Genomic DNA, 25345 nt, shown 5'->3' on the forward strand with positions numbered 1-25345 from the left:
CGCAGGCCGCCTTCCCGCGCGCCTCAACGGTGAAGTCAACTTGCGACACGCTGGAGAGCTGCTCCGGTGACGGCCTGACAGCGTATGGCACCAGCGCAGGTTATTGGCCGAGTGGAGCGGCTGTCGCGAGCGGCATCGCGAAGCGGTAATCACATCGGTGGAGGGACGCGTCCGCGGCTACCGACTTTGGCAGAAGCGTACACCACGGATTGGTATCGTTCACTGAACGCCAAAAGCTGGCAAAATCAGCCTTTGCAAAGACTTAGGTCCATTCGATTGCAAAGGGCTATCGGGGCGGTGCGCTATGCTCAGGATGCATCTCAAGAACCATGAATACTTGAGCGTTTTCAGTGGTGCGAGCAGGGTCTACACGACCCCCGCCTCATATCATGCGAACCTGGATGCTGCGCCTGCCATCTCCGTGGCGGTGATGCCCGGCGCAGGGGTCAATATTGAGCATGACGGCCCGTCGCGCAGACGGAAAAGGCGCGATGCGGATTCCGCGCAGGATGCCGGTGGGGCCGTGTCGCACCCGCAGGATGCAGAAACAATCAACGCGTTGCAGGACGCCGGGCCCGACACGCCTCACCAGGACCACGATGGAGAGGCAGCCCCACAAGACACCGGTGGTGCGAGCGAATTCCCGCAGGACACCGGCGGATTGGGCGATTTCCCGAGGGACGACCAGGATCCGAACGAGTCTCGCAACGACGGCGACCGGCTCCGCAGAGACCGACGCGAAACCGGTCTCGACAAGGCACCGCAAGACACCGGCGGACTCGGCAAGTTGCTTGGCGAAAACATCGCGACCGGCATTTCCGTGGAGAAGTCGGTTCCCGATACCGACGGCGGCACACAGGCATCCACGGCCTCCTACCCGTCATGGACCGTGGGGGCCGCATCCAATCTTGCAACAGGAACATGGCTGGTCGGGGGTGGATCCAGCCTCTCGCCAAGTGCGTTGCTCAGTGGGATCTCCCAGCAGGCCACGACGACGACCGCCGCAGTGACGACGGCTCTCGCTGCGACGCCGAACAAGGTCGTCCTTGAAAACATGAAGCAGGGAAATCCCGTCAGCGAATGGGGTATCGACGGTGATGGCGACGGCAATATCCAAGGCTTTGCCACGCAGATCAGCACCAATATCGGTCAGACGGTCGATTTCAAGATCGCAACCGATTCGACCGATTACCGGATCGAAATCTATCGTCTCGGCTATTACGGCGGCGACGGCGCCCGCAGAGTGGCGACGATCGACGTGAATCTTGCACAGGCGCAGCTGCAACCGCATCCGATCGTGGACATGGCGCGTGGGCTGATCGACTGCGGCAACTGGTCGGTTTCGGCAAGTTGGACGATCCCCGACGACATGGTGTCGGGCGTCTACATCGCCAAGCTTGTTCGCGAGGATGGAACCGCGGGCTCAAGCCACATCCCGTTCATCGTCCGCGACGACAGCTCCACCAGCGACATTGTCTTCCAGACGTCCGATACGACCTGGCAGGCCTATAACGCCTGGGGCGGTGCCAGTCTCTATTATGGAGAGGTCCCGGTCGATCCCAACGACATGATCGGCTACATGCCCCCCAACTGCAATTGCGGCCTGACTGCGATCGGGCGAGCCTCCGCGGTCAGCTACAATCGGCCGATCATCACCAATACGAGCCCCGTCGGCGGCACGCACGACTTCATTTTCGGGGCTGAGCATTCGGCGATCCGCTGGCTCGAGCAGAATGGCTACGATGTTTCCTACATCTCCGGCGTCGATGCGACGCGAAACGGCACGCTGCTGCTCAATCACGATGCCTTCCTTTCGGTCGGGCATGACGAGTACTGGTCGGCCGAACAGCGGGCCAACGTCGAAGCCGCGCGAGATGCGGGCGTCAATCTCGCCTTCTGGAGCGGCAACGAATGCTACTGGAAGGTTCGCTGGGAAACGAGCATCGACGGCAACGGCACGCCCTACCGGACGATGGTCTGTTACAAGGAGACCTGGGGCACCAGCACCGATCCGAGCACGGTCGGCACGGGCACATGGCGTGACCCGCGATTTGCCGACCCGGGACAGGAGCCGGAAAACTCGCTGACCGGCACGATGTTCACGGTGGACAGCTATCGCCAGGACACGATCACCATTCCTTACGATTATTCCAACCTGCGCTTCTGGCGCAACACGGATGTCGCGAACCTCCAGCCAGGCCAGACCTATTCCCTGGTGCAGAACCTGTTGGGATATGAGTGGGATTCCGATGTCGAAAACGGTTTCAGGCCGGCTGGACTGGTAAACCTCTCACTCTCGACGGTTTCAGTCGATACGTATCTACGCGATTACGGTGCATCGATCGGTTCCGCCGATGTGACTCATAGCTTGACGATGTACCGGGCCGAGAGCGGGGCCCTCGTCTTCGGGGCTGGCACGGTATTCTGGTCCTGGGGCCTCGATTCCAACCATGAGGGGGCGCCGACACCGACCGATCCGAATGTACAGCAGGCGATGGTCAACATGTTCGCCGACATGGGTATCCAGCCTCAGACGCTCGATGCGAGCCTGATCCTGGCGGCGCAATCGACGGATACGGCCAAACCGACCTCGACGATCACGTCCCCCAGTGTCGGCGCGACCTTCGTGGAGGGGCAGCGGGTCACAGTCACGGGCACGGCGCAGGATTTCGGCGGCGGCATCATTGCCGGCATCGAAGTCTCCACGGACGGCGGCCAGCACTGGTTCAAGGCGACCGGCAGGGAAAACTGGACCTACAGCTGGGTCGTGCAAGCAAGCGGCACCTACACGATCATGTCGCGCGCCGTCGACGACAGCCTCAATCTCGAGACGCCGTCGGCCGGCAAGCAGGTTACCGTAACGCTACCGCAGACGTCGAGCCTGTGGAGCTTGGCGTCCAGGCCGACGGTAGAGACCGTGGTCGATCGGGACGGCGTGGAGCTCGGCGTCCGCTTTCAATCTACCACCAACGGCACCGTGGAGGGCATCCGCTTTTACAAGGGGTTCTACAATGCAGGCGAGCACGTCGTCAGCCTGTGGAGCGCGAACGGTACTCTCCTTGGCACCGGCGTCTCGACCGCAGAACCGATTTCCGGATGGCAGACGGTAACCTTCGCCAGCCCGATCCAGATCACGGCGGGAACGACCTACGTCGCATCCTACCACAGCGGCGGCTTCTACTCGTGGACCGAGGGGTATTTCAACGGAGCCTACGCCAACGGTCCCCTGAAGATCGTCGACAACGGCGGCGTCTTTGCCTACAGCAATGCCAGCACTTTCCCGGGAACCAGCTCTAACGGCATCAATTACTGGGTGGACGTGGTCTTCGACCCCGGCCCGAATGCGTTGCCGGTGGCAACCGACGACAGCGGCTTCACAGGCTACCGCAACGGAATCGTATCGATTTCCTTCGCCGCCCTGCTTGCAAACGACACGGACGCCAATGGCGATGCCTTGACGATCACCGCCGTCGGCAACGCCGTCAACGGCACGGTGACGCTGGATACCCAAACCGGCAATGTCATTTTCACGCCGACCGCCGGCTACGCTGGTCCGGCAAGTTTCAGCTACACGATATCCGACGGCCGCGGCGGTGCGGACCAAGGCAGCGTCAGCCTCACGATCGACGACGGACCTGCGGGCGTATCGCTGTTCGGACCGGATGAGGGGCCGACGGGTGGCAGTTTCAGCGACAATACCGGGCTCGAACTGGGAATGAAATTCGTTGCCTCCAGCAGCGGCACGGTTACCGGCATCCGCTATTACAAGGCGGCGGGCGACACCGGTTCTCACACCGGTTCCATCTGGACGGCGAGCGGCACGCTCCTGGCAACGGTGACCTTCACCAATGAGTCGTTCAGCGGCTGGCAGACGGCCAAGTTCTCCAGCCCGATCCAGATTACCGCGGGCACGACCTACGTCGCCTCCTACCACACGAACGGCACCTATGTGGCGAGTTCGAACTATTTTACGACCGCGCACGCCAATGGTCCGCTGACGGCGCTGGCGTCGACAACGAGCGGCGGAAACGGTGTCTATGCCTATGGTGCAGGCACTGCCTTCCCGACATCCAGTTATCAAGCCTCCAACTATTGGGTCGACGTCGTCTTCGATTATGCGACTGGCAACGTCGCACCGGTCGCCGCCAACGACAACGGGATCACCGTCTATCACAACACGCCGTTGTGGATCGCTGCATCCACGGTGCTCGCCAACGATACCGATGCCAACGGCGACATCCTCTCGATCACACGTGCGACGGGGGCGACGAATGGCACTGTGACCTTCGACAGCCAGGCCAACGCGTTCATCTTCACGCCAACGGCCGGTTATAGCGGGTCAGCCAGCTTCTCCTACAGCGTATCGGACGGCCGCGGCGGGACATCATCGGCGACGGTGAACCTGGCGGTGAAGCCCCCCTCGACGGCGACCACTCTGTTCGCCGCCTCCGACACGCCGAGTATCGCGGCAGTCAGCGACCCTAGCTCCATCGAACTCGGTGTCAAATTCACGGCTTCCGCTCGCGGAGCGATCGTTGGTCTGCGCTACTATAAGAGTGCGCAGGACACGGGCACGCATGTCGGCTCTCTTTGGAGCAGCACGGGCACGCTGCTTGCTTCGGCAACATTCACCAACGAATCCCCCAGCGGTTGGCAGACGGTGACCTTCGCCCAGCCTGTCAACATTTCAGCGGGTACGACATACGTGGCGAGCTATCATTCCAATGGTTTCTACGCCGCAAGCCCGAACTACTTCACCAACAGCCATTCAAACGGCGCTCTGACCGCGCCGTCCAGTGCGACGGGCGGGGGTAACGGCGTCTACGCCTATGGAACGAGCAGCTTGTTTCCGACGGCGAGCTACAATGCCACCAACTACTGGGTCGACGTCCTCTACGATCAGCCGACGCAAAATACGGCTCCGGTAGCCAACAATGATTCCGGCTTTTCGGTGAACTATAACAGCCCATCGGCAATCCAGACATCGGCCTTGCTTGCCAATGACAGCGACCCGGACGGCGATCCGATATCCGTCACAGCGGTCGGCAACGCGGTCAACGGCTCCGTGACTTTCGACAGCCAGTCGAACGTCGTCACATTCACTCCCACAAACGGCTATTCCGGCCCGGCAAGCTTCTCCTACACCATTGCAGACGCCCTGGGCCAGACCGCTTCAGCCCAGGTCTCGCTCGACGTCATTCAGCAGGGTGCCGAGCAGAACGTGTTCGCCGCAAACAGCGCGCCCGCGATCACTTCGGTGAACGATCCGAGCGCCGTCAATCTCGGCATGAAGTTCCAGGCGGACGTGGCCGGCTGGATCACCGGGTTCCGCTTTTACAAGGGCGCGAACAACACGGGCCCGCATACCGGCTATCTGTGGACAGCGTCCGGAACGCTGCTCGCAAGCGCCACCTTCACGAATGAAACCGCAAGCGGCTGGCAGTCGGTCAACCTCGCCGAGCAGGTCGCGATCCAGCCGGATACGACCTACGTCGTCTCCTACAGCACCAACGGGTTCTATTCGGCGACGAGCAATTTCTTCAGTTCCGAGGTTGCCAACGACAATCTGCATGCGCTGTCGTCGGCGCTGAGCGGTGGCAACGGCGTGTATCGGTATGGCGCAAGCGGGCTGTTCCCGACCAGCAGCTTCAACAGCACCAACTATTACGTGGATGTGGCGTTCAGGCCGCAACTCGTGGCGTAGGGGCGGGCATGGAGAGAGGAACGACGCGTGACGATCGACTGCCGGTTACGGTGCTTGCGGGCTTTCTGGGCGCAGGCAAGACGACGCTGCTGAGCCATATTCTTCGCAACCGCGAGGGCTATCGCGTCGCGGTGATCATCAACGACATGAGCGAGATCAGCATCGATGCGGACCTCGTTCGCGACGGGGGCGCCGACCTTTCGCGCACCGACGAGACGCTGGTCGAACTGACCAACGGATGCATATGCTGCACGCTTCGCGCGGACCTGCTTGCCGAGGTGCGCCGCCTGGCGGCGGAAGGACGCTTCGACTATCTGCTGATCGAGGGCACGGGGATTGCCGAGCCGTTGCCGATCGCCGCAACGTTCTCCTTCAGGGATGAAGCAGGCGCCGCACTTTGTGACGTCGCCCGGCTCGATACGATGGTCTCGGTGGTCGATGCGATGAACCTGCTTTCCGACTACGCGAGCACGGATTTCCTCGCCGACCGCGGCGAGGCCCGCGACGAGGACGACAAACGCACCCTGATCGATCTTCTCGTCGACCAGATCGAGTTCGCCGACGTCGTGGTGATCAACAAGATCTCGGAAGTGACCGTCGAAACGCGAGCGACGGTACGCCGGATCATCGCCGCGCTTAACCCCGACGCACGCGTCATAGAAACCGACTTCGGTTGCCTGCCGCCCGCCACGGTCCTCGATACCGGCCTTTTCAGCGAGACGAAGTCGGCGCGACACCCGCTGTGGCACAAGGAACTCTATGGCTGGGGCGACCATGTCCCCGAAACCGAGGAATACGGGATCACGAGTTTCGTCTACCGGGCACGGCGTCCCTTCGATCCCGCGAAGTTTGAGGATTTCCTCGCGAAAAAATGGACAGGCCTCATCCGAGCCAAAGGGCATTTCTGGCTGGCAACGCGCCCCGACTGGATCGGCCAGCTTTCGATCGCGGGGACCCAGTGCCGCACCGAGGCAAAGGGCGTTTGGTGGGCGTCGGTGCCGAAGGCGCACTGGCCCCGTTTTCCGCAATTCCGCGAATTGCTCGATCGGCATTGGAGCGCCGTCTGGGGCGATCGCCGGCAGGAACTCGTCTTCATCGGCGCGGACCTTGCCGAAGCTGCGATCCGCGCCGCGCTCGACGACTGCCTGATCGGCGAGGAGACCGGCTTCGATCCGCAGCTTGCGCGCGGTCTGCGTGATCCGTTTCCAACATGGCAGCACGCGCCTGCCGCATGATGAGCTCAAAAGTAGGGAGTAGAAGATGAGCACCGAACTTTATTCAGACGGCATAGGCGAGATCACTGTCACCGGAACGATTGTCAGGATCGACTTGATGTCTCTCTCCGCCACCGAACGGGATGAGAAGAACAATCCGAAGCCGGTGTTCCGGCAGCGGATCATCATGCCGGTGGACGCGTTCGCCAATGCGGTGGACCTCATGCAGAAGGCGCTTGCCGGCCTCGTCGAAGCGGGCGCGGTGCGGCGGATCGGCGATATCCAGAAACTTCCGGCGGGCGACACCCAACAGGGGCAGATTGCGACCAACGCGTCACCGAACTTCAATTGATCCGAAGCGCAGCTATTTCTGGGGCGGGTGATGAGTACCAATCCGCATACCAGTCTTCAGTGTCTGGTCCTTGTCGCCCGTCATCATGGCATCGACCTTTCGCCCGAACGGCTGCTGCATGACTACGCATTGGGGGACCAGCCGGTCGCGACCCGGCAGCTCCTTCGCATGGCGAAAGATGCCGGCCTGCGGGCCCGGCACGTGCATCTGACCTGGCGGTCGCTCTTTCAGATGGGCGGCGCCTATCCCGTGCTTGCCGAACTCGAGAATGGCAACTGGGTCGTCATCGCCGGTGTTGCGACCGACAGCGAGGAGGAGGCGATCCGGATTCTCGATCCGCTGGCGGCGCGGCCCGAATTCATCGTCCTGAATGAAAGCCAGTTTTCCAAGGCCTGGCGCGGCTCGGCGGTCCTCCTGAAACGCAACTACCGTCTCGGCGACGATGACCAGCCCTTCGGCTTTCGCTGGTTCTTGCCGGAGATCGTACGCCAGCGTGGGCTTTTCCGGGACGTCGCCTTGGCGGCCGTCGCCCTTTACGGGCTTGGCCTCACCACGCCGATCTTCTTCCAGCTGGTCATCGACAAGGTGCTGGTGCATCAGAGCTACGCAACACTGACGGTTCTCACCATCGGCATCGCGGTCGCACTGGTCTTCGATGCCGCCTTTTCCTTCCTGCGCCGCTATCTCCTGCTCTATGCGACCAACAAGATTGATATCAGGATAGCGACGCGCACCTTCGGGCATCTCCTGAACCTGCCGATCGCGCTTTTCGAACAGGCGTCCGCCGGTGTCCTGGTGAAGCACATGCAGCAGACCGGGCGCATTCGCGAATTCCTGACCGGCAGGCTCTTCCTCACCCTGCTCGACGGCCTGTCGCTTCTGGTGTTCGTTCCGATCCTCGCCCTCTACAGCGTCAAGCTTACCTTCGTGGTGCTCGGCTTTGCCGCGCTGGTGGGCCTCGTGGTGATGATGCTCGTGGGACCATTCCAGCAACGGCTCCAGGCTCTCTACCAGGCCGAAGGCGATCGACAGGCGATGCTCGTGGAAACGGTCCACGGCATGCGCACAGTCAAGTCGCTGGCGCTCGAACCGCGCCAGCGCCGGGTGTGGGACGACCATTCGGCCCGGTCGATCTCGGTGCGCTTCCGCGTCGAGAAGATTTCGACCTTCGCGCAGGCGATAACGGGGCTCCTGGAAAAACTGATGAGCGTCACGATCGTCGGACTGGGCGCGCTCGACGTGTTCAGCGGCACAATGACAATCGGCGCGCTCGTTGCCTTCAACATGCTGGCCGGCCGGGTTTCCGGACCGCTCGTCCAGATCGTCACCATGATCCACGAATATCAGGAAGTGGCGCTTTCCGTGCGCATGCTCGGCGAGATCATGAACCAGCGCCCGGAGCAATTCGGGCGTGGACGCGGGCTCAGGCCGGATCTCAAGGGACTGATCGAGTTCGACAGGGTGACTTTCCGGTACGGGCCCGACGGCGCCCCTGCACTCGACGATGTCTCCTTCACGGTTCCCGCGGGCTCCGTCTTCGGCATCGTCGGCAAGAGCGGCTCGGGAAAGACGACCGTCACCCGGCTCATCCAAGGTCTCTATCAAAACCAGCAGGGGCTCGTGCGCATAGACGGTCACGACAGCCGCGAGATCGATCTCGTTCACTTGAGAAAGAGCATCGGCGTCGTGCTGCAGGACAACTTCCTGTTCCGGGGAACGGTTCGCGAAAACATCGCGGCGGCAAGGACGGATGCAAGCATCGAGGAAATCGCCGCCGCCGCACGCATTGCCGGCGCCGAGGAGTTCATCGAGCGACTGCCGCGCGGCTTCGAAACCTTGCTCGAGGAAAATGCCTCCAATCTCTCCGGAGGCCAGAAGCAGCGCCTTGCCATCGCCCGCGCGCTGATCACCGATCCCAGATTGCTTATTCTCGACGAGGCGACGAGCGCTCTCGACCCCGACAGCGAGGCAATCGTCAGGCAGAACCTCTCCAAGATCGCCGAGGGACGCACCGTCATCATCGTCTCGCACCGTCTGTCCACGCTCGTCGATGCCGATGCGATCCTCGTCATCGAGCGCGGCAAGATCGCCGATATCGGTCGCCATGACCAGCTCGTTTCACGCTGCATGACCTATCGCCACCTGTGGTCACAGCAGACGAGGCAGTCCGCATGAGCGCCCGCAACCCGCAACCCGCAAACATCATTTCCGACCGCGACCTCGCGGGAAGACCGCCGCTGCCGCCGGTCATTGCGGAATTTCAATCCGACGCGGTGGAACTGGAGGAGCGCGTACCGCCGAAGATCGCTCGGCTGACGCTCTACGGCGTTGCGGCCCTTATTGCCGCCGCGGTTCTGTGGGCGTCGATCTCATCGATCGACGAAGTCGTCGTTGCTCCCGGCAAGCTGGTCACGACCCGGCCGACCATTATCCTGCAGCCGCTGGAAACCTCCATCGTTCGTTCGATCGACGTGACGACCGGAGAGGTGGTTCGCGCTGGCCAAGCGCTCGTGATGCTTGATGCGACATTCAGCCAGTCGGACTTCGACCAGCAGAGGGTAAAGCTCGCGGCATTCGATGCGCAGATAGAGCGCATCGAGGCGGAACTCGACAACGCCGATTATTCCTTAATCGCGGGCAATTCGCCCGAGGAACGGCTGCAGTTGCAGCTCTTTGGTCAGCGGCGTGCATTTTACGTCGCTCAGCTCCAGAATTTCGACCAGCAGATTGCGGGACAGCTTGCCGCAATCGAGGCGGGCAAGAACCAGGAGGTCATCCTGCTCGACCGGCGCGAGAGCCTCACCCGGATCGAGAACGCGCGCGAGACGCTCTACAAAAAAGAGAAGGGTTCGCTCATCAATTTCCTCAGCTCGCGCGATGCACGCCTCGACGTCGACGCCAATCTGTCGCAACTGCGCGGCAAGTCAGCCGAAGCCGAACATGCCCTGGCCAGGCTCAGGGCGGATCGACAGGCGTTCATCGAGGACTTCCGCCGCACATCGACGGAGCAGCTTGTAGAGTTGCGCGGCCAGCGCGATACGGCGAGCACGGAAGTAAAGAAGATGGAGCTGCGGCGGGAAATGGTGGCCTTGACGGCGCCGGCCGATGCGGTCGTCCTCGATCTTGCGCAACGTTCGGTCGGTTCGGTCGTGCGCGAGGCGGAGCCGATTGTCACGCTCGTACCGCTCAACGTGCCCCTGGAAGCCGAGGTCGAGATCAATGCCCGCGATATCGGGCGCGTGACTGCCGACGAGGAGGTCCGCATCAAATTCGATGCCTACCCGTTCCAGAAATACGGCACCGCGTCCGGCTCGATCCGGACGATCAGCCGCGACGCCTTCACGCCAAGCCAGCAGGAAGCGTCAGCGGTTCACGCGGCCGCTCCGTTCTTCAAGGCGCGTGTTACGCTTGGCGACACCGAGCTTCGCGCGCCGCCCGGGACCGTCCGTCTGCTGCCCGGCATGACCGTATCTGCAGAGATCAAGGTCGGCCGTCGAACCGTCATTTCCTATTTCCTCTATCCGCTGCTGCGAGGTCTCGACGACGCCATCCGCGAGCCTTGACCGAGGCTCGGCATGGAATCGGCGAGAACCGTCGAAGCCGTCCGCGAGGTCGGCAATGCCGAAGGTGAACCCCTCCGCCAGCTCTGTATGTGCCTGCCGACGAGGCCTAGCAGGAGCTCACGATCGCCTTGCCGATTGAGCCTCGACGCGTAGTCGTTGACGTTGGAAAGGCGACTTGGCCCCGCGCCCGTATATACGCCCGATGCGGTCGTCGGGATCGACTGGCCTATTGCAGATCGCTCGCCTCGGCGTAGATCGCAGCGAGCGCCTCAAACCCAGCCTGATCCTCGGCATCGAAACGGCCGGATATCGGGCTGTCGAGATCGAGCACGCCGAAAATTCTGCCGTCCTTGATCAGCGGCACCACCAGCTCCGAACGGGAGGCAGCGTCACAGGCGATATGTCCGGGAAATTCATGAACGTCCGGAACCAGCATCGCTCGTGCTTCCGCGACCGCGGTGCCGCAAACGCCCTTGCCCACCGCTATGCGCACACAGGCGACTTTCCCCTGAAACGGGCCGAGCACCAGCTCGTTTTCGGATTTCAGGAAATAGAAGCCTGCCCAGTTCAGGTCGGGTACCAGGTCGAAAATCAACGCGGAGAGGTTGGCAGCGTTGGCGATCGCGTCGCGCTCCCCTTCAAGAAGGCCGCGCAGTTGGCTTGCGAGCTCGCGATAGAAGGAGCCCTTGTCGTCCTGAGCGATGCTTCTCGTAACATACATGTTGCTGTCCTCAATCCTTCGGCTGCGACTATGCCATCTGACAAACTTGCACGCTATCAGATCGCTCTTCAATGCCCGGCAACCAGCTTCTCGGCCTTCCGCGCATCCTTTCTCGCCTGGAGGACTACGAGGGCATGCTCGCGGCAGTCGACTTGCACGCGAATGGCGTGACGTTCTGCACCGGATCCCTCGGTGCTCGTGCCGCCAATGACTTGCCGGCCATGATCCGAAAGCTTGCGCCACGCATACACTTCCTTCACCTGCGCAACGTGACGCGCGACGATGAGACAACGCCATGTTCGTTCTTCGAGGACGAGCATCTCGAGGGGAACACCGACATGGTGGCGGTGATCGCGGCTGTGCTCGAAGAGGAAAGGCGCCGTAAGGCCGAGGGGCGGGCCGATCATCAGATTCCCATGCGTCCGGACCATGGCCAGGAAATCCTCGACGACGTGACCCGCGGTGCGCAGCCCGGCTATCCGGTAATTGGCCGGCTCAAGGGCCTGGCGGAATTGCGAGGCATCGAACGGGCGCTCTCTCACGCAACCTACGGAATGAAGTGATGATGCAGCCTCTATCGCATCGTCCTGCCGCACATATCAGAGGCTAAGGCAAAGATATTTGATCTCCACATAGTCTTCGATGCCGTACTTTGAGCCTTCACGGCCCTGGCCGGACTGCTTGATGCCGCCGAAGGGTGCCATCTCGGTGGAGATCAGGCCGGTATTGATGCCGACCATACCGTATTCCAGCGCTTCCGCCACGCGGAATATCTTGCTCACATCCCTCGAGTAGAAGTAGGACGCCAAGCCGAACTCGGTATTGTTGGCCATTTCAATGACCTCTTCCTCCGTCTCGAATTTGAAGAGCGGCGCAACAGGTCCGAAGGTTTCCTCGCGAGCGATCTTCATGTCGACGGTGACGCCCGTCAGCACGGTCGGCTCGAAAAACAGCCCGCCTTGGGCATTGCCGCCGAGAACCACTTCCGCGCCCTTTGCCACAGCGTCACCGATATGTTCCTCGACCTTGGCAAGCGCCTTTTCCGAGATCAGCGGGCCGGCGTCGATACCGGCTTCGAATCCGTCGCCAACCTTCATCTCCCGAACCTTGGCGGCAAGCTTCGCGGCAAAAGCGTCGTATACGTCGGCGTGTACGTAGAGCCTGTTGGCGCAGACGCAGGTCTGACCGTTGTTGCGGTACTTGGAAATCATGGCGCCTTCGACCGCCGCGTCGAGGTCCGCATCATCAAAGACGATGAAGGGCGCGTTGCCGCCGAGCTCGAGGCCAAGCTTCATGATCTGATCGGCGCCCTGGCGCATCAGGATCTTGCCGACATTGGTCGAGCCGGTGAAGGTAAGCTTGCGCACCTTGTCGTTCGCACACATCTCCTTGCCAACACTGACCGAGTCGGTCGACAGGAGGACGTTGAAAAGACCCGCCGGCAGGCCGGCGCGCTCCGCCAAAACCGCAATCGCCAACGCCGAGAGTGGCGTTTCTGCCGCCGGCTTCGAGACCATGGCACAGCCGGCTGCGAGCGCCGGCGCCATCTTGCGGGCGAGCATCGCGTTCGGAAAATTCCACGGCGTGATCGCAGCCACGACCCCGACCGGCTGCTTGATCACGATGATGCGCTTGTCCGGCTGGTGTCCGGGAATGGTGTCGCCATAGACGCGCTTTGCTTCCTCGCCGAACCATTCGACGTAAGACGCACCGTAAAGGATTTCGCCCCTCGCCTCCGCGAGCGGCTTTCCCATTTCCATCGTCAGGATGGTGGCAAGGTCGTCGACATTGGCAACCATCAGGTCGTAGAGGTTGCGCAGCACCGCGGCGCGTTCCTTGCCGGTCTTTTTCGCCCATGCCTTTTGCGCTGCGTGCGCCGCATCGATCGCGTGCGCGGTTTCGGCCCGGCCCATGTCGGGCAATGTGGCGATAAACTCGCCTGTCGCCGGATTGGTGACGTCGAATGTCTTGCCACTGTCGCTTCTCGCGAGCCACTCGGCGCCCACCAACCCCTTGTCAACGGCAAGGCTGGTATCCTTCAGTTTGACGAGCAGGGTTTCCGAAATCGTCATTCACAGGCCTCCTCGCGCGAACGTGCGCGTCTTGCTCCCCAAGTGCCAGATTTCTGTCGTCCAGATGCCGCGTCGGCTACCTTCATTGACCGAAAACGTGGGCCGATCCGGCATCGAACCTCAACCAAACGGCATCACCGCGAGCGAGTCCCGAGATCGCCTCGTGTCCAAACGGAAGGCGGACAGACAGGTCGTTGCCCTTGTTGGTCTTTGTTGCGACGTGGACGTTATTGCCGAGGAAGGTGATATCGCTGACCGTGGCGGGCAACCCGGTGTCCGAACGCGTTTTAGACAAGAGCAGGCGCTCCGGTCTCAGCATGAGGGAAGCCTTGGTCCCCGAGGATACAGTTCCATGCAGGGGAACGTTGGCCACTCTCATTGTGTCACAGATCGCAACTTCCGCCCGGCCGTTCGCCGTGGAGACCACATTGCAAGGCAGGAAATCGCTGTCTCCGATGAACTCGGCGACGAACCGGGTGGCGGGATTGGCGTAGAGCTCCGGCCCGGTACCAATCTGGTCGATCACGCCCTTCGAGAAGACGGCGATCCGATCGGAAAGGCGAAGCGCTTCCTCCTGGTCATGCGTGACATAGAGGATCGTCACTTCCGTCTGCTGGTGTATCCGGCGGATTTCGTGCTGGATTTCCTCGCGGAGCTTCTTGTCGAGCGCCGAAAGCGGCTCGTCCATCAGCAGCACAGGCGGATCATAGGCGAGTGCGCGCGCCAAAGCGACGCGCTGCTGTTGACCGCCGGACATCTGCGCCGGCTTACGGTCCTCGAAGCCCTCGAGCCGGACGAGCTTCAGCATCTCTCGCACCTTGGCGTCGATTTCCGCCTTCGGCCGTCGGCGGACCGTCAGCGGAAAGGCGATGTTTTCGCCGACGGTGAGATGCGGGAACAGCGTGTAGCGCTGGAACACCATGCCGATGTTGCGTTTGTGCGAAGGTGTCGCCAGCAGGGATTGGCCGTTCAGCAGGATGTCGCCGCGCGTCGGATTCTCAAAGCCGGCCAGGATGTAAAGCGTCGTGCTCTTGCCCGATCCGGACGGCCCGAGAAAGGTCAGGAACTCCCCCTGGGCCACGTCGAGATTGACGTCCTGGACGGCGACCACCGGACCGTATTCCTTGCGGATACCCCGGATTTGCAAAAAGGGTTTGCTCATGATTTCAATCCTTTGCGAACGATGGCGACGAACACCATCAAGAGCACGGTCAACAGGATGAGAAGCGTGGAAGCCGCAGCGACGACCGGTGTCAGATCCTGCCGAAGCGTCGCCCAGATCTTGACGGGCAACGTCTGAAGTGTCGGGCTCGACATGAAGATCGCGACGACCACCTCGTCCCAGGAGGTGAGGAACGAGAAGATCGCTGCCGAGAAAATGCCGTGGCTGATCGCCGGCAGCGTCACCCGGATTTTGGCTTCGAGCGGTGAGGCCCCGCAAAGCACGGCGGCATCCTCGATCGACTTGTCAAACCCTTCGAGCGCACCAGCAATCGACAGGATCGAGAACGGCAGCGCCAGCACCAGATGGGAGATGACGAAGCCGGTCATGGTTCCGTTGAGGCCGATCTGCAGGAAGAATGCGTAGAGCGCGACGGCGAGCACGACGACCGGCAGGATCATCGGCGTCAGGAACAGCGCCCTCAATGCCTCCCGGAATATGAACCGTCCTCGCGTAAGACCGAACGACGTGAGCAGGCCGAGGAGAACCGAGAGGGCGGTGACGATGATGGCGATCTGGAAGCTCGTCCAGGCGGACTCGAGCCAACGCGGATCGGCGAGAAGCTCCTGATACCATTTCAGCGTCCAGCCGGGCGGCGGAAAGATCAGCCATTGCGACGATCCGAAGGACAATGCCGCGATGAAAAGGATCGGCAGAAGCAGAAATACCGTCGTCAGCAACGTGATGCCGAGGAGAACGAGCTTCCACCAGCCGAGGCGATCGAAGTTCAAAAGCATCTCAGCGCCCTCCCATCCGATCGGTGCCGAAGAAGCGGAGTTGGACGGCGTAAAGCGCCAGTGTGACGACCAGCAGCACAAGGGCGGCGGCACCACCCATGCCCCAGTTGACGAGAGACTGGACGAACTGCGCAATGAGTTCGGCGAGCATCATGTTCGCAGTACCGCCGAGCAGGGCCGGGGTGACGAAGTAGCCTAGCGACATCACGAAGACCATGAGAGCGCCCGCCGCCATGCCTGGCATCGCGAGCGGCAGCAGGACGCGCACGAGCGACTGCCAGCGATTGGCACCGCAGAGCGCAGCCGCCTGCAGGATAGCTGGGTCGATCTTCCGGATGACGCCATAGAGCGGCAGGATGATGAAGGGCAGCATGATATAGGTCATGCCGATCGTCACACCCGTCAGGTTGTTGACGAGTGGAAGCGGCTTGTCGATGAGCCCCATTCCGATCAGCACCTTGTTGATGACGCCGGTGCGCTGCAGCAGCACCATCCAGGCATAGGTGCGTGCAAGGAGGTTCGTCCACATCGACAGCAGCAGAATGGCGAAAACCACGGAAGCGACGCGGCTGGGCATGATGGCGAGCGCCCACGCGACCGGAAAGCCAACCAGCAATGAGACGAGCGTGACCAGGCCGGATACGATGAAGGTGTTTGCGAATATCCGCAAATAGGTCGAAGAGCCCAGCAGTTCGGCATAGTTGCCGAGGCCCGGCACGGGTTCCGTGACGCTGCGCGTCAGTAGGATGGCAACCGGCAGAACGAAGAACAGGATCAGCAGGCCGAGCGCCGGCAATGTCAAATCAAAGTCGGTCGGCCGCCGGGCGCGCACGGACGGCGCATACGGTCTCCCGCTTTCGGTTTCGGTCTGCGTAGCCATTGTCATCTCTCCTCCTAACGAGGCAAGGCGCCGTCGAAAGCGGACGGCGCGCCGCATTCAGGCCGCCGGAGCAACCGGAAGAACGGTGTACCGTCCTCCCGGCCCGTTCCGGTGGTCACTTAGCCTGCCAGGCGTACCAGCGCTCACCGATCGCATCGCGGTTTTCCGCCCAGTAATTCATGTCGGCGTTGACCTGGCTTGCCGTTTGCGCGTCCGGCAGCGTCTTGGCCAGCTCCTCGTCCATCATTTTGGGGGAATCCAAGTTGATGGGCGCGTAGCCGGTCAAATTGGCGAGTTCGGCCTGAGCCTCGGCCGATGTCGCAAGCGCGATGAACTGCATAGCGGCATCCTTGTTCTTTGCGCCTTTGGGCACGACGAGCGAGTCGGCCGCCGTGATGTTCTGTTCCCAGGATGTCTCGACATTGATGCCGCTTTGCGCGAGAGCCGTCATGCGGCCGTTCCAGAGACTGCCGAAGGGCGCCTCGGCAGAGGCGAGGAGCTGCTGCGACTGCGCGCCGCCTGACCACCATATGATGTCGCCCTTGATCGTATCGAGCTTCTTGAAGGCGCGGTCGAGATCAAGCGGATAGAGCTTATCGGCCGGCACGCCATCGGCGAGCAGTGCCGCCTCGATGACGCCCGGCGCCGACCACTTGTAGAAGGTACGCTTGCCCGGAAACTTCTCGGTGTCGAACAGGTCCGACCAGGTCTTCGGGCAGGCATCGACGATGTCCTTGTTGCAGCCGATGACGAAGGAATAATAGAAGCTGCCGACCGAATAGTCGGTGACGAAGCGCGGATCGAGCTTGGATTTGTCGATGACGGAGAAGTCGAGCTTTTCCAGCAGACCGTTCTTGCCGGCCTGCGCGGCGTAGTCGCCCTCCACGTCGACAACATCCCAGGTGACGGCATTCGCCTCGACCATGGCCTTGAGCTTGCCGTAGTCGGTCGGCCCGTCCTGCAGCACATTGGTGCCGGACTTCTCCGCGAACTTGTCGGCCCAGGCAGCCTTCTGGGCGTCCTGCGTCGTGCCGCCCCAGCTCGAAAAAACGAGATCGGCGGCAGATGCCGGCACTGCTGTTGTGATAGTTGCGGCGGCGGCCGCCAAAATGAGTATCTTTCTCATGTTCCCTTGCTCCGTGGTTCCGGTTTTGCTTGTTGTTCTATGACGCGCTGCCGCCGATCGGCGAAAAGCGCGCCGCCTTCATGATCTTGTTTTCCGCGACTTCTATGAGATCGCGTATCTTGGGGAGGAACGCCCGCCAGTCCGGGTCGTCCATGAGTGCGGCCCGTCGCCGCTCGCGGTCGTCGAGGCTCGAATAGGCCCATATGTGGACTATCTCGTTGATCGGCCCGATCTCGGAGAAGAAGTAGGCGACCAGTTCGCCGAGATGCTTGCGCTGAATGGCGATCCCTTCTTCCTCCACGACCTCCAGGTAGGTGGGGATCGCGCCGTTCTTCAGCCGGTATGTGCGGATTTCGTAGAACATTGCCGTCACCGCATCACGAACGGATCGGGGATCGGATCGTCCGAGGTCCTGAGCCAGACGGTCTTGGTCCGCGTGTAGTCGAGCGCCGCCTCGAGGCCGCCCTCGCGTCCGTGGCCGGAGAGCCCGAAGCCGCCGAAGGGCGCTATAGGGGAGACTGCCCGGTAGGTGTTGACCCAGACGATCCCTGCGCGGATTCCCTTCATCAGCCGGTGCGCCCGGGTGAGGTTCTGGGTGAAGACCCCGGCTGCAAGGCCGAAACGCGTGTCGTTGGCAAGACGAAGCGCTTCGGCCTCCGTCTCGAAGGAGACAACCGAGAGCACAGGCCCGAAGAATTCGCTTTCAAGTGACGGCGATGCGCTGCCGTCGCAATCGAGAATGGTCGGCCGATAATAGAAGCCGGCGCCTTCCGGCGCAGTGCCGCCGGTCACCAGCCTGGCGCCGGCGGTTAGCGAGCGCGCGACCAGGGCCTTGACGTGATCGCATTGGCGCTGAGTTGCAAGCGGCCCGACCTCTGTCGACATATCGAGCGGGCTTCCGATCCGGATTGCCTCGGCCTTCATCCTGAGGATCTCAAGGAAGCGGTCCTTGACGCTCCTTTCGACGATCAACCGCGAGCCCGCCACGCAGCTCTGGCCGGTCGCGGCAAAGATACCGGCAACCTGTGCGTTCGCGGCGCTTTCGAGGTCGGCGTCGGCAAAGACGATGAACGGCGATTTACCGCCGAGCTCCAGCGAAGTCGATGCGAGATTCTCCGCCGAGTTGCGCACGATGTGGCGTGCGGTCTCCGGCCCGCCAGTAAACGCTATGTGGTCCACCCCGTGATGACGGCTGAGTGCCGCGCCGCAGGATGCGCCGAAGCCGGTGATGATGTTGACGACACCGGCGGGAAAGCCCGCCTCGTGCACCAGGCGGGCAAATTCGAGAAGCGGAGCCGGCCCATCCTCCGAGGCCTTCACCACCATGGTGCAGCCGGCCGCAAGCGCCGGGCCGATCTTCACCGCCGACAGGAAAAGCTGGCTGTTCCAGGGCACGACCATGGCGACGACGCCGATCGGTTCGCGGCGGAGCCATACGTCCATGTCTGGCCTGTCGATCGGCAGATAGGAACCCTCGATCTTGTCGGCAATCCCGGCGTAATAGCGGTAATAATCGGCCACATAGGCAATCTGCGCCGAGGTCTCGCGGATGATCTTGCCGGTGTCACGAGTCTCGAGCTCGGCAAGCTTTCCGGCATTCTCAGCGACGAGATCGGCAAGTCTGTAAAGAAGCTTGCCTCTCTGAGTGGCGGTGAGCCTCGGCCACGGCCCATCGTGAAGGGCGTTGCGTGCGGCTTCAACGGCGCGATCGACATCCGCTTCCCGTGCCTCCGGCATCTCCGCCCAGGCAAGGCCGGTGGCGGGATCGATGCTTTCGAACCGGGATTCGCCACTTAAGAATTCACCATTGATGTAACATTGGAAGCGCTGCATGTGCCCTACTCCGCAAATGCCGGCATGACCTCGGCGATGAAGCGTTCGAGCGAGGCCTTCTTGCGCTCGAAGGTCATGCCCGTATCGATCCAGAAGGAGTATTCGTCGTAGCCCATCGCCTCGTAGCTCTTGATGCGGGCGATAACCTCGTCCGCCTCGCCGACGACATTGTTGCGTCGCATCGCATCGGCCGAGAGCATGGCGTTGGCGGCAATCTCCTCTTGCGGAATCCGTTCGATAAGGCCTTGTTTGATCGGCCGTTCGTTCTTGAACCAGGCGAAGAAGTAGTTGTAATAGACGCTCATCTCGTGAGCTGCCTGCGCGATATCCGCCTCGTCGGAGCCGACATAGGTGTGGCGCAGCAGCATGATCTTCGGCCGCTCGACCTCAGGATTCTTGCCACAGGCGTCGTTGAAGCGCGCCATCAGGCTTCGGACTTCATCGTCGTCCTGCCAGAGCGGCGTCACCTGCACGTTGCAACCATTCGCAACGGCAAATTCGTGCGAGTTGGGATCGCGTGCGGCGACCCAAATCGGCGGACAGGGTTTCTGCAGCGGCTTCGGCGACGAGGTCGTAGCCGGAAATTTGAAGAACTCGCCGTCATGGGCGTAATCACCCGCCCAGATCCCCTTCACCGCCGGAATGAGCTCGCGCATACGTTGACCCGCGCTCCAGGCGTCGAGACCCGGCAGCAGCCGCTCGTATTCGAAGGAATAGGCGCCGCGGGCGATGCCGACGTCGAGGCGGCCGTCACAGATGAGATCCGTCATCGCGGCTTCGCCGGCAAGCTTGATCGGGTGCCAGAAGGGTGCGATCACCGTGCCGGTGCCAAGCCGCGCGCGCTTGGTGCGGCGGGCAAGGTCGGCAATCGTTACGAAGGGGTTCGGTGCAATGGTGAACTCCATTCCATGGTGTTCGCCGGTCCAGATCGCATGCATGCCGCCCCTGTCGGCGATCTCGCAGAGCGTCACGAATTCCTCATAGAGCGTCTTATGATCCTGCGAGGCATCCAGGCGTTCCATGTGAACAAAAAGCGAGAACTTCATGAGTGTGCGTCCTTCTTCGCGATCGGATGAACCGTGCCGCCGGTCTCGTCGCCGAAATACATGCCGAAATTGCCGATTGAGCTTTCCAGCACAAATCGATTGACGATGTCGCCGGTGGCGCTGTTGCTGAATTTTGCCCCGGCAAGGTCGTCGGGCGTCAGAAACCTGCCTTCTCGTGGGGCGCCATCGCTGGCGAGCGCGTGATAGACGATATGCTGCCGGCCGTCGGTCTTGTCCTCATAGACTGAATAGAGGAAGCCGATGGTGATGCTCAGGCCCGTCAATTGCTCGAGATGCGTCGCCAACGTCGTTGCCGGGTCGCCGCCCTCGCCAGTGCAGCTCGGAAGGGAAAGGGTTTCCTCGCCCAGGAGGAACACCGAGCCCTGCCGCTCAAGCACCGCGCCGAGGCGAATTTCGCCCTCCACGGCTGCGGAAACGGCCTTGCCCGCCAGCCTGGGCGTGAAATAGCCGCCACGGGCATAGCCGAGCCCGTTCAGCCCGCTATTCTCGAAGGCGGTGACGCGCCCGACCATTATCACATGATCGCCAGCCTCGATGAGGTCCTGCATCGAACACTCGAACCACGCCGCCACCTGCGAAAAGATCGGGCAACCGTTCGGCCCTTTCCTCCAATCGACGGCTGCGAACCGATCCTCGACTGGCCGGGCGAAGGTGTTGGAGACGTCTTTTTGTGTTTCGGACAAGATGTTGACGGCGAAACGCTCGGCTCCGGTCATCGTCGCATAATTGCGCGAGGTTTTGGCGATGCACACGAGCAGCAGGGGCGGATCCAGCGAGACCGACGTAAAGGAATTGGCCGTAAACCCGATCGGCCTGCCCGCGGGATCGTTCGTCGTCACCACTGTCACTCCGGTCGCAAAGGCGCCAAATGCGTCGCGCAAGGCTCTTGGATCTTCCACACTCATGCCGACTCCTCCCTGCAATTCAGCCACTCCGCCATCAGCACATTGACGCTGTCAGGCGCTGTCAGATTGACCATATGTCTGTGACCATCGACGACGCGGGCCCATCCGTTCGGCGTCAGGGATGCCATCTGCTCAGCCATTTCCGGCGTCGAATTCGGGTCTCCCGAGCCGGTGAGGAAAAGGGCGGGGCAAGTGACGGAAGGCCAGCAATCGGCATAGGTCTCGTCGCCGTTTGCAAAGGCGGTATAGGCGATCGCGTAGCCTTCCGGATCGACCGCCTCCAACCACGCGCGGGTCAACTCCCGTGCCCGCTGGCTCTGCGGATCATCACCGAACCATCGCAGCAACGGTCCCGCCGTGTCCACACCGCTTGTCCGGATCGCCGCTGCGCGTGCCAGGACCGCCGCCTTTGCCGCGGGATCGCGGCGGTGGACGCCGTTGAGATAAGCGACACGCTTAATCCGGTTGGCGAAGGTTGCCGCCGCGCCGCCCGAAATGAGCGCACCCATCGAGTGCCCCGCGATATTCGCACGCGCGATGCCGATGTCGTCCAGAAAGCGGCCGAACCAGCCAACGAAGTCCCGCACCGTGCTGCCCGCCGCGATTTTCACGCTCCCGCCATGCCCGGGCATGTCCACCGCGATAACGCGGTGGGTCGTGGCGAAGGCTTCGATCTGCGGCGCCCAGGCCTCGAGGCGCATGCCGACGCCGTGAATGAGGATCAGCGGCTCACCCTCGCCGACTTCGAAGTAGGCGGCTCCGCACGCAGTCGTCTTGCGCGGCAGCTGAGTGCCGTTCTCCGTGGACTTATTTGATGTGCCCGTCTGCATCGAAGCACCCGCCGCTTAGACGCCGGCCGGATTGGTGACATCCTGGCCAAGGTCCTTCAGATCCTGATAGCGGTCGCCGATCCGATGGTGCGGGCGTCCGCCAACCGATGCGCCAAGGGCCACGACGATCTCATCGGCGGCCGGCGCATCGGGAATCGCGGTCTGGATCGTCAGGTAGTGCGAACGGCGCCCCTCGTCGTTCTTGTCCATCAGGGGAATCACGACAGGGGCATTGGCGGGGCCGCGTGTATTGCTGAAGGCAAGATATGACTTGGCGCCAACCGCCTGGCGATAATGGTTGCCGAAGCGCAACGTGTGGATGAGCGCCGAGGCATGCTCGATTTCGCCGTCGAGCCCGACAACCGCGGCCTTGCCATAAGCTTCGACCGCCTCGCCGGAGCCGACGGCATCAATGATCATCTTGGTCAGAAGCTCGCCTAGAACGGGCGCTGCCGAATGGATCTCGGGCTTGAGATTTTCCGCGAAGCCCCGCCCCGCCCACGGATTTTTCACCACCGCCAGCGCCGAAAACAGCTTCAACGGCTGCGGGGCGGCCTTGCCTCCCTCGATCAGGGTCGTTTCGATCTGGAGCAGCGTCTTGCGGATCTGAACGGGCATCGGGACATCCTTCCTATGGGCTATTAGCTCTTATGGTATACCATAATATCAGGCTGTCAACTGTCGCTTCGAAGCGGATGCGAGGACACCGGCGAGCGTCGGATTTTTACCAAGGAAAGGAATAGGTTAGCCGACTTGGCCCGCGAGCGGACAAGCTCGTAAGCTGCATCTTTCCATTGGGCGGAATGTGGGACCAAGGGGTCGATGCGAGAACGACCGATGTTCGGCACCAGGATTTTCAGGGTGGGATTGGGCCGCGTGGACGAAGGACTGCGACGCCGCCGTCACGACAGAGGCGATCCGTTGGCAACTGAAGCTCAAGGTAGCGCTTGCCGCGCGCCAGGTTTACGGCGTACGGGCTATTCGGCCGTCTGCTGGGCGGCGAGGAGTGCCTCCGCGATGGCACCGGCACGGGCGACGTGGTCAAGGGCAGCCTTGTAGGCCGCTTCGCCATCACCCTCTCTGATAGCCTCGACAATCTTTTCCATCTGCGCGGGTCCTTCGACATCGCGATTCTTGGTCTTGATCGTCATCGAGCGCAGATGATTGATCCGGACTGTCAGAAGGTTCACGACACCCCAGGCAACATCTCGATCGACCTTGGTGAACAATGTCTGGTAAAATCCGGAGGTCTGGCTGAGGACGCCCGACATGTCTTTCGCGGCATAGCTTTCGCGGATACCCTTCAACGATGCTTCAAGGGCCTCGACAATGGCGGGGTCGCGTCGCTCCGCGCAAAGCCGCGCAGCCATGCCTTCAAGGGCGCCGCGGATTTCATAAATCTGCTTTGCCTCGTTCAAGTCCAGACGAGCAACGATCGGCCCCTTGTTCGGCAAGTTCGCGACAAGCCCCTCGGACTCGAGATGCCGCAGCACCTCCCGGACGATCGTACGGCTAACGCCGAGTTGTGCGCAAAGATCGCGCTCGACCAGACGGTCACCTGGTTTGAAATAACCGTCGACAATGGCATCGCGGACCTTATCGAGCGCCAGTTCTCTCAAGGTCTTGTTCGGGCGCTCTACTCGAATGGCCGTGCTCGGCAAATCAGCATTCATAATCCTACCTCGTCCCGATCCGCCGACCAGATGTCAACCAAGCGGAGAACAAGCTGGTCCGATGTATTATGGCGTACCAGAATATAGCTGCCTGCCACCTTTAAAGCAATGCGGTGACCATCGACCTTGCGACACCGACGTTCGCGCAACGACGCGCACTGCCGCCGAGTTGATGACGACCAAGGCGGGAAGGTCTAGAGACGATAGAGGCTGATGAATAACTTTCAGCTAGGCAGCGGTATCAGTTCAAGGTCGCTGGCTTCTGCGTCCGTCCCGCAGATAAGGAGGAAGGCGTGCCTAATCAGAAATGCGCCAGGAGCTGACTATGAGTTCGCATATGGACCGCGGTTCTTTTCGCTGGCGTAAAGCGCAACAGCCATGGCGCGGTTGCGGACGTCGAGCTTGTCGTAGAGATTTTTGAGGTGGTACTTGACCGTATTTTCCGAGATCCCCGTGCGCGTAGCAATCTGGAGGTTAGTCCAACCGTCGGCAAGCACCGAAAGGAGCTCGCGTTCGCGCGTCGTCAGGCGTGAAAGGGGAGTATCGTTGACCTTAGACACGTCGATATAGGGAATGCAGATTCTGCCGCGGGCGACCGCGATCAGCGTGTCGAACAGAATCGACGGATTGTCGAACTGGTAACAATAACCCTGCGCTCCAAGCCGGACACAGCGCTTGAGAATGCCAACATCATGGTCGTTGGAGAAAATGACGATGCGCGCATGCAGGCCGCGTCGCTGCATCTCGGCGAGCACGTCACCGCTGTCCATGTCGGACAGCCTCCAGCCGAGCACGGCGAGATCGAAGTCCGGATCGGCGACCGCCGCCGCCCGAAGAAAGGCGTCCCCGGTTTCGATGCTGGCGACGAGATCGAAGCGGCCGTCGTCATTGATCATGTCACCTAGCTTCGCAACCACCAGAGGATTGCGTTCCGCTACCAGAACCCTAAACCTGCTTTCCGGGGTCGTCGGCATTGTGTCGATCCCGATTCCCTGGCGCTGACTTGTCCGTTCCGCGTTCATGTGCCTCCCGATTGCGGCGCGTGCCACCTCTCTCCCGACTTCTTACGGTTTGTCCACTTGTGCGTTCCGGCGGGCCTCCATTCCCGCTGTTTCGTTTCGGCGCACCTGACGCGCCTATTCATATCAAGAATTATTTTTTCCTTCCAGTATATTTTTGATTTGAACGTTGCGGTTCCGGACGCACAATGACCTTCCACACGACCGCCGAAATTTATGACCACCTTCGGCTGCACATTGGCCGGCCCGCGCTGTTTCCCAGCCAAGCACCGACTTTCGACGCACATTGTCAGATCAAAGGCAATTGTTCGGATGCGACAGGGGCTGCGACGACCAGGCATCCCTGCAACGCACGCCTATGCCCGCGTCGGGCCTTTAAGGATAAAGCATGCGGCAATTCAAAGTGCGACGGCGACCGCTGCAGAAG

The 25345-nt window shown here is 61.6% G+C and carries 19 protein-coding genes and 1 pseudogene; 6 read left to right on the forward strand and 14 right to left on the reverse strand.

Annotated elements, in window-relative coordinates; all coding sequences use genetic code 11:
* Positions 1–304 precede the first annotated feature (304 nt).
* Genes QN222_RS05925 through QN222_RS05945 form a run of 5 tightly spaced genes read left to right on the forward strand, consistent with a single transcriptional unit; the run spans position 305 to position 10833 of the window.
* Positions 305–5704 (forward strand): DUF4082 domain-containing protein, encoded by a 5400-nt coding sequence (locus QN222_RS05925; RefSeq protein WP_283960753.1) that lies wholly within the window; start codon positions 305–307, stop codon positions 5702–5704.
* Positions 5705–5712: 8 nt separating this feature from the next.
* Entirely contained in the window at positions 5713–6939 is a 1227-nt protein-coding gene (locus QN222_RS05930) for a GTP-binding protein (RefSeq protein ID WP_283960754.1), read from the forward strand.
* A 25-nt stretch (positions 6940–6964) separates the two neighbouring features.
* On the forward strand, positions 6965–7270 hold the full coding sequence (locus tag QN222_RS05935; protein WP_283960755.1) for a hypothetical protein: 306 nt from the start codon (positions 6965–6967) through the stop codon (positions 7268–7270).
* A gap of 30 nt (positions 7271–7300) precedes the next feature.
* On the forward strand, positions 7301–9445 hold the full coding sequence (locus QN222_RS05940; protein ID WP_283960756.1) for a peptidase domain-containing ABC transporter: 2145 nt from the start codon (positions 7301–7303) through the stop codon (positions 9443–9445).
* The gene (locus QN222_RS05945; protein WP_283960757.1) at positions 9442–10833 is read left to right on the forward strand and encodes an HlyD family type I secretion periplasmic adaptor subunit; all 1392 of its coding nucleotides are present in this window, start codon (positions 9442–9444) and stop codon (positions 10831–10833) included. The genes QN222_RS05940 and QN222_RS05945 overlap by 4 nt, the downstream gene beginning before the upstream one ends.
* A gap of 226 nt (positions 10834–11059) precedes the next feature.
* Here QN222_RS05945 and QN222_RS05950 read toward each other — a convergent pair whose 3' ends face one another.
* Positions 11060–11554: a GAF domain-containing protein gene (locus tag QN222_RS05950; protein WP_283960758.1), complete on the reverse strand. Its 495-nt coding sequence runs from the start codon at positions 11552–11554 to the stop codon at positions 11060–11062.
* Positions 11555–11640: 86 nt separating this feature from the next.
* On the opposite strand from QN222_RS05950, the pseudogene QN222_RS05955 reads away from it, so the two are divergent.
* Positions 11641–12117 (forward strand): annotated as a pseudogene (locus QN222_RS05955) (mannonate dehydratase); the annotation flags it as partial.
* A gap of 36 nt (positions 12118–12153) precedes the next feature.
* Here QN222_RS05955 and QN222_RS05960 read toward each other — a convergent pair.
* The 13 genes from QN222_RS05960 to QN222_RS06020 all read right to left on the reverse strand — a co-directional run bounded on the left by QN222_RS05960 (position 12154) and on the right by QN222_RS06020 (position 24873).
* Positions 12154–13626 (reverse strand): NAD-dependent succinate-semialdehyde dehydrogenase, encoded by a 1473-nt coding sequence (locus QN222_RS05960; RefSeq protein ID WP_283960759.1) that lies wholly within the window; start codon positions 13624–13626, stop codon positions 12154–12156.
* An 82-nt stretch (positions 13627–13708) separates the two neighbouring features.
* A complete protein-coding gene (locus tag QN222_RS05965; protein ID WP_284005304.1) occupies positions 13709–14788 on the reverse strand; it encodes an ABC transporter ATP-binding protein in 1080 nt (359 codons plus the stop codon).
* Complete coding sequence (locus tag QN222_RS05970; protein ID WP_283963788.1) at positions 14785–15585, reverse strand: ABC transporter permease; 801 nt, start codon at positions 15583–15585, stop codon at positions 14785–14787. Before QN222_RS05970 ends, QN222_RS05965 begins: the two co-directional genes overlap by 4 nt.
* A gap of 1 nt (position 15586) precedes the next feature.
* Positions 15587–16465, reverse strand: coding sequence for an ABC transporter permease (locus tag QN222_RS05975; RefSeq protein ID WP_283963787.1), 879 nt, complete (start codon positions 16463–16465; stop codon positions 15587–15589).
* Positions 16466–16580: 115 nt separating this feature from the next.
* Entirely contained in the window at positions 16581–17591 is a 1011-nt protein-coding gene (locus QN222_RS05980) for a polyamine ABC transporter substrate-binding protein (protein WP_283963786.1), read from the reverse strand.
* Between the two features lie 37 nt (positions 17592–17628).
* Complete coding sequence (locus QN222_RS05985; RefSeq protein ID WP_283963785.1) at positions 17629–17955, reverse strand: NIPSNAP family protein; 327 nt, start codon at positions 17953–17955, stop codon at positions 17629–17631.
* 5 nt (positions 17956–17960) lie between these two features.
* Complete coding sequence (locus QN222_RS05990) at positions 17961–19424, reverse strand: aldehyde dehydrogenase (protein WP_283963784.1); 1464 nt, start codon at positions 19422–19424, stop codon at positions 17961–17963.
* A gap of 5 nt (positions 19425–19429) precedes the next feature.
* Entirely contained in the window at positions 19430–20470 is a 1041-nt protein-coding gene (locus QN222_RS05995; protein ID WP_283963783.1) for an LLM class flavin-dependent oxidoreductase, read from the reverse strand.
* Positions 20467–21396, reverse strand: a complete 930-nt coding sequence (locus tag QN222_RS06000) for a flavin reductase family protein (RefSeq protein WP_283963782.1) — start codon at positions 21394–21396, stop codon at positions 20467–20469. Before QN222_RS06000 ends, QN222_RS05995 begins: the two co-directional genes overlap by 4 nt.
* Entirely contained in the window at positions 21393–22226 is an 834-nt protein-coding gene (locus QN222_RS06005; protein ID WP_283963781.1) for an alpha/beta hydrolase, read from the reverse strand. Before QN222_RS06005 ends, QN222_RS06000 begins: the two co-directional genes overlap by 4 nt.
* Before the next feature lie 15 nt (positions 22227–22241).
* Positions 22242–22844 carry an amino acid synthesis family protein gene (locus tag QN222_RS06010; protein WP_283963780.1) on the reverse strand — a complete coding sequence of 201 codons (603 nt, stop codon included), beginning with the start codon at positions 22842–22844 and terminating at the stop codon, positions 22242–22244.
* A gap of 359 nt (positions 22845–23203) precedes the next feature.
* Positions 23204–23899: a GntR family transcriptional regulator gene (locus QN222_RS06015; protein WP_283963779.1), complete on the reverse strand. Its 696-nt coding sequence runs from the start codon at positions 23897–23899 to the stop codon at positions 23204–23206.
* 323 nt (positions 23900–24222) lie between these two features.
* Positions 24223–24873 (reverse strand): response regulator transcription factor, encoded by a 651-nt coding sequence (locus tag QN222_RS06020; protein WP_283963778.1) that lies wholly within the window; start codon positions 24871–24873, stop codon positions 24223–24225.
* Positions 24874–25345 lie beyond the last annotated feature (472 nt).

Origin of the sequence: Sinorhizobium sp. 6-70 (assembly GCF_030124375.1) — a bacterium.
GTDB lineage: Bacteria > Pseudomonadota > Alphaproteobacteria > Rhizobiales > Rhizobiaceae > Sinorhizobium.

Excerpts from the sequence above, each read along its gene's own strand:
- QN222_RS05940 (WP_283960756.1), top strand. The coding sequence starts at position 7,301 with ATGAGTACCAATCCGCATACCAGTCTTCAGTGTCTGGTCCTTGTCGCC.
- QN222_RS05980 (WP_283963786.1), bottom strand. The coding sequence starts at position 17,591 with ATGAGAAAGATACTCATTTTGGCGGCCGCCGCCGCAACTATCACAACA.
- QN222_RS05965 (WP_284005304.1), bottom strand. The coding sequence starts at position 14,788 with ATGAGCAAACCCTTTTTGCAAATCCGGGGTATCCGCAAGGAATACGGT.
- QN222_RS05960 (WP_283960759.1), bottom strand. The coding sequence starts at position 13,626 with ATGACGATTTCGGAAACCCTGCTCGTCAAACTGAAGGATACCAGCCTT.
- QN222_RS05930 (WP_283960754.1), top strand. The coding sequence starts at position 5,713 with ATGGAGAGAGGAACGACGCGTGACGATCGACTGCCGGTTACGGTGCTT.
- QN222_RS06005 (WP_283963781.1), bottom strand. The coding sequence starts at position 22,226 with ATGCAGACGGGCACATCAAATAAGTCCACGGAGAACGGCACTCAGCTG.
- QN222_RS05975 (WP_283963787.1), bottom strand. The coding sequence starts at position 16,465 with ATGGCTACGCAGACCGAAACCGAAAGCGGGAGACCGTATGCGCCGTCC.
- QN222_RS06015 (WP_283963779.1), bottom strand. The coding sequence starts at position 23,899 with ATGAATGCTGATTTGCCGAGCACGGCCATTCGAGTAGAGCGCCCGAAC.
- QN222_RS05990 (WP_283963784.1), bottom strand. The coding sequence starts at position 19,424 with ATGCAGCGCTTCCAATGTTACATCAATGGTGAATTCTTAAGTGGCGAA.
- QN222_RS06000 (WP_283963782.1), bottom strand. The coding sequence starts at position 21,396 with ATGAGTGTGGAAGATCCAAGAGCCTTGCGCGACGCATTTGGCGCCTTT.
- QN222_RS05945 (WP_283960757.1), top strand. The coding sequence starts at position 9,442 with ATGAGCGCCCGCAACCCGCAACCCGCAAACATCATTTCCGACCGCGAC.
- QN222_RS06010 (WP_283963780.1), bottom strand. The coding sequence starts at position 22,844 with ATGCCCGTTCAGATCCGCAAGACGCTGCTCCAGATCGAAACGACCCTG.
- QN222_RS05925 (WP_283960753.1), top strand. The coding sequence starts at position 305 with ATGCTCAGGATGCATCTCAAGAACCATGAATACTTGAGCGTTTTCAGT.
- QN222_RS05995 (WP_283963783.1), bottom strand. The coding sequence starts at position 20,470 with ATGAAGTTCTCGCTTTTTGTTCACATGGAACGCCTGGATGCCTCGCAG.
- QN222_RS05935 (WP_283960755.1), top strand. The coding sequence starts at position 6,965 with ATGAGCACCGAACTTTATTCAGACGGCATAGGCGAGATCACTGTCACC.
- QN222_RS05970 (WP_283963788.1), bottom strand. The coding sequence starts at position 15,585 with ATGCTTTTGAACTTCGATCGCCTCGGCTGGTGGAAGCTCGTTCTCCTC.
- QN222_RS05985 (WP_283963785.1), bottom strand. The coding sequence starts at position 17,955 with ATGTTCTACGAAATCCGCACATACCGGCTGAAGAACGGCGCGATCCCC.
- QN222_RS05950 (WP_283960758.1), bottom strand. The coding sequence starts at position 11,554 with ATGTATGTTACGAGAAGCATCGCTCAGGACGACAAGGGCTCCTTCTAT.
- QN222_RS06020 (WP_283963778.1), bottom strand. The coding sequence starts at position 24,873 with ATGCCGACGACCCCGGAAAGCAGGTTTAGGGTTCTGGTAGCGGAACGC.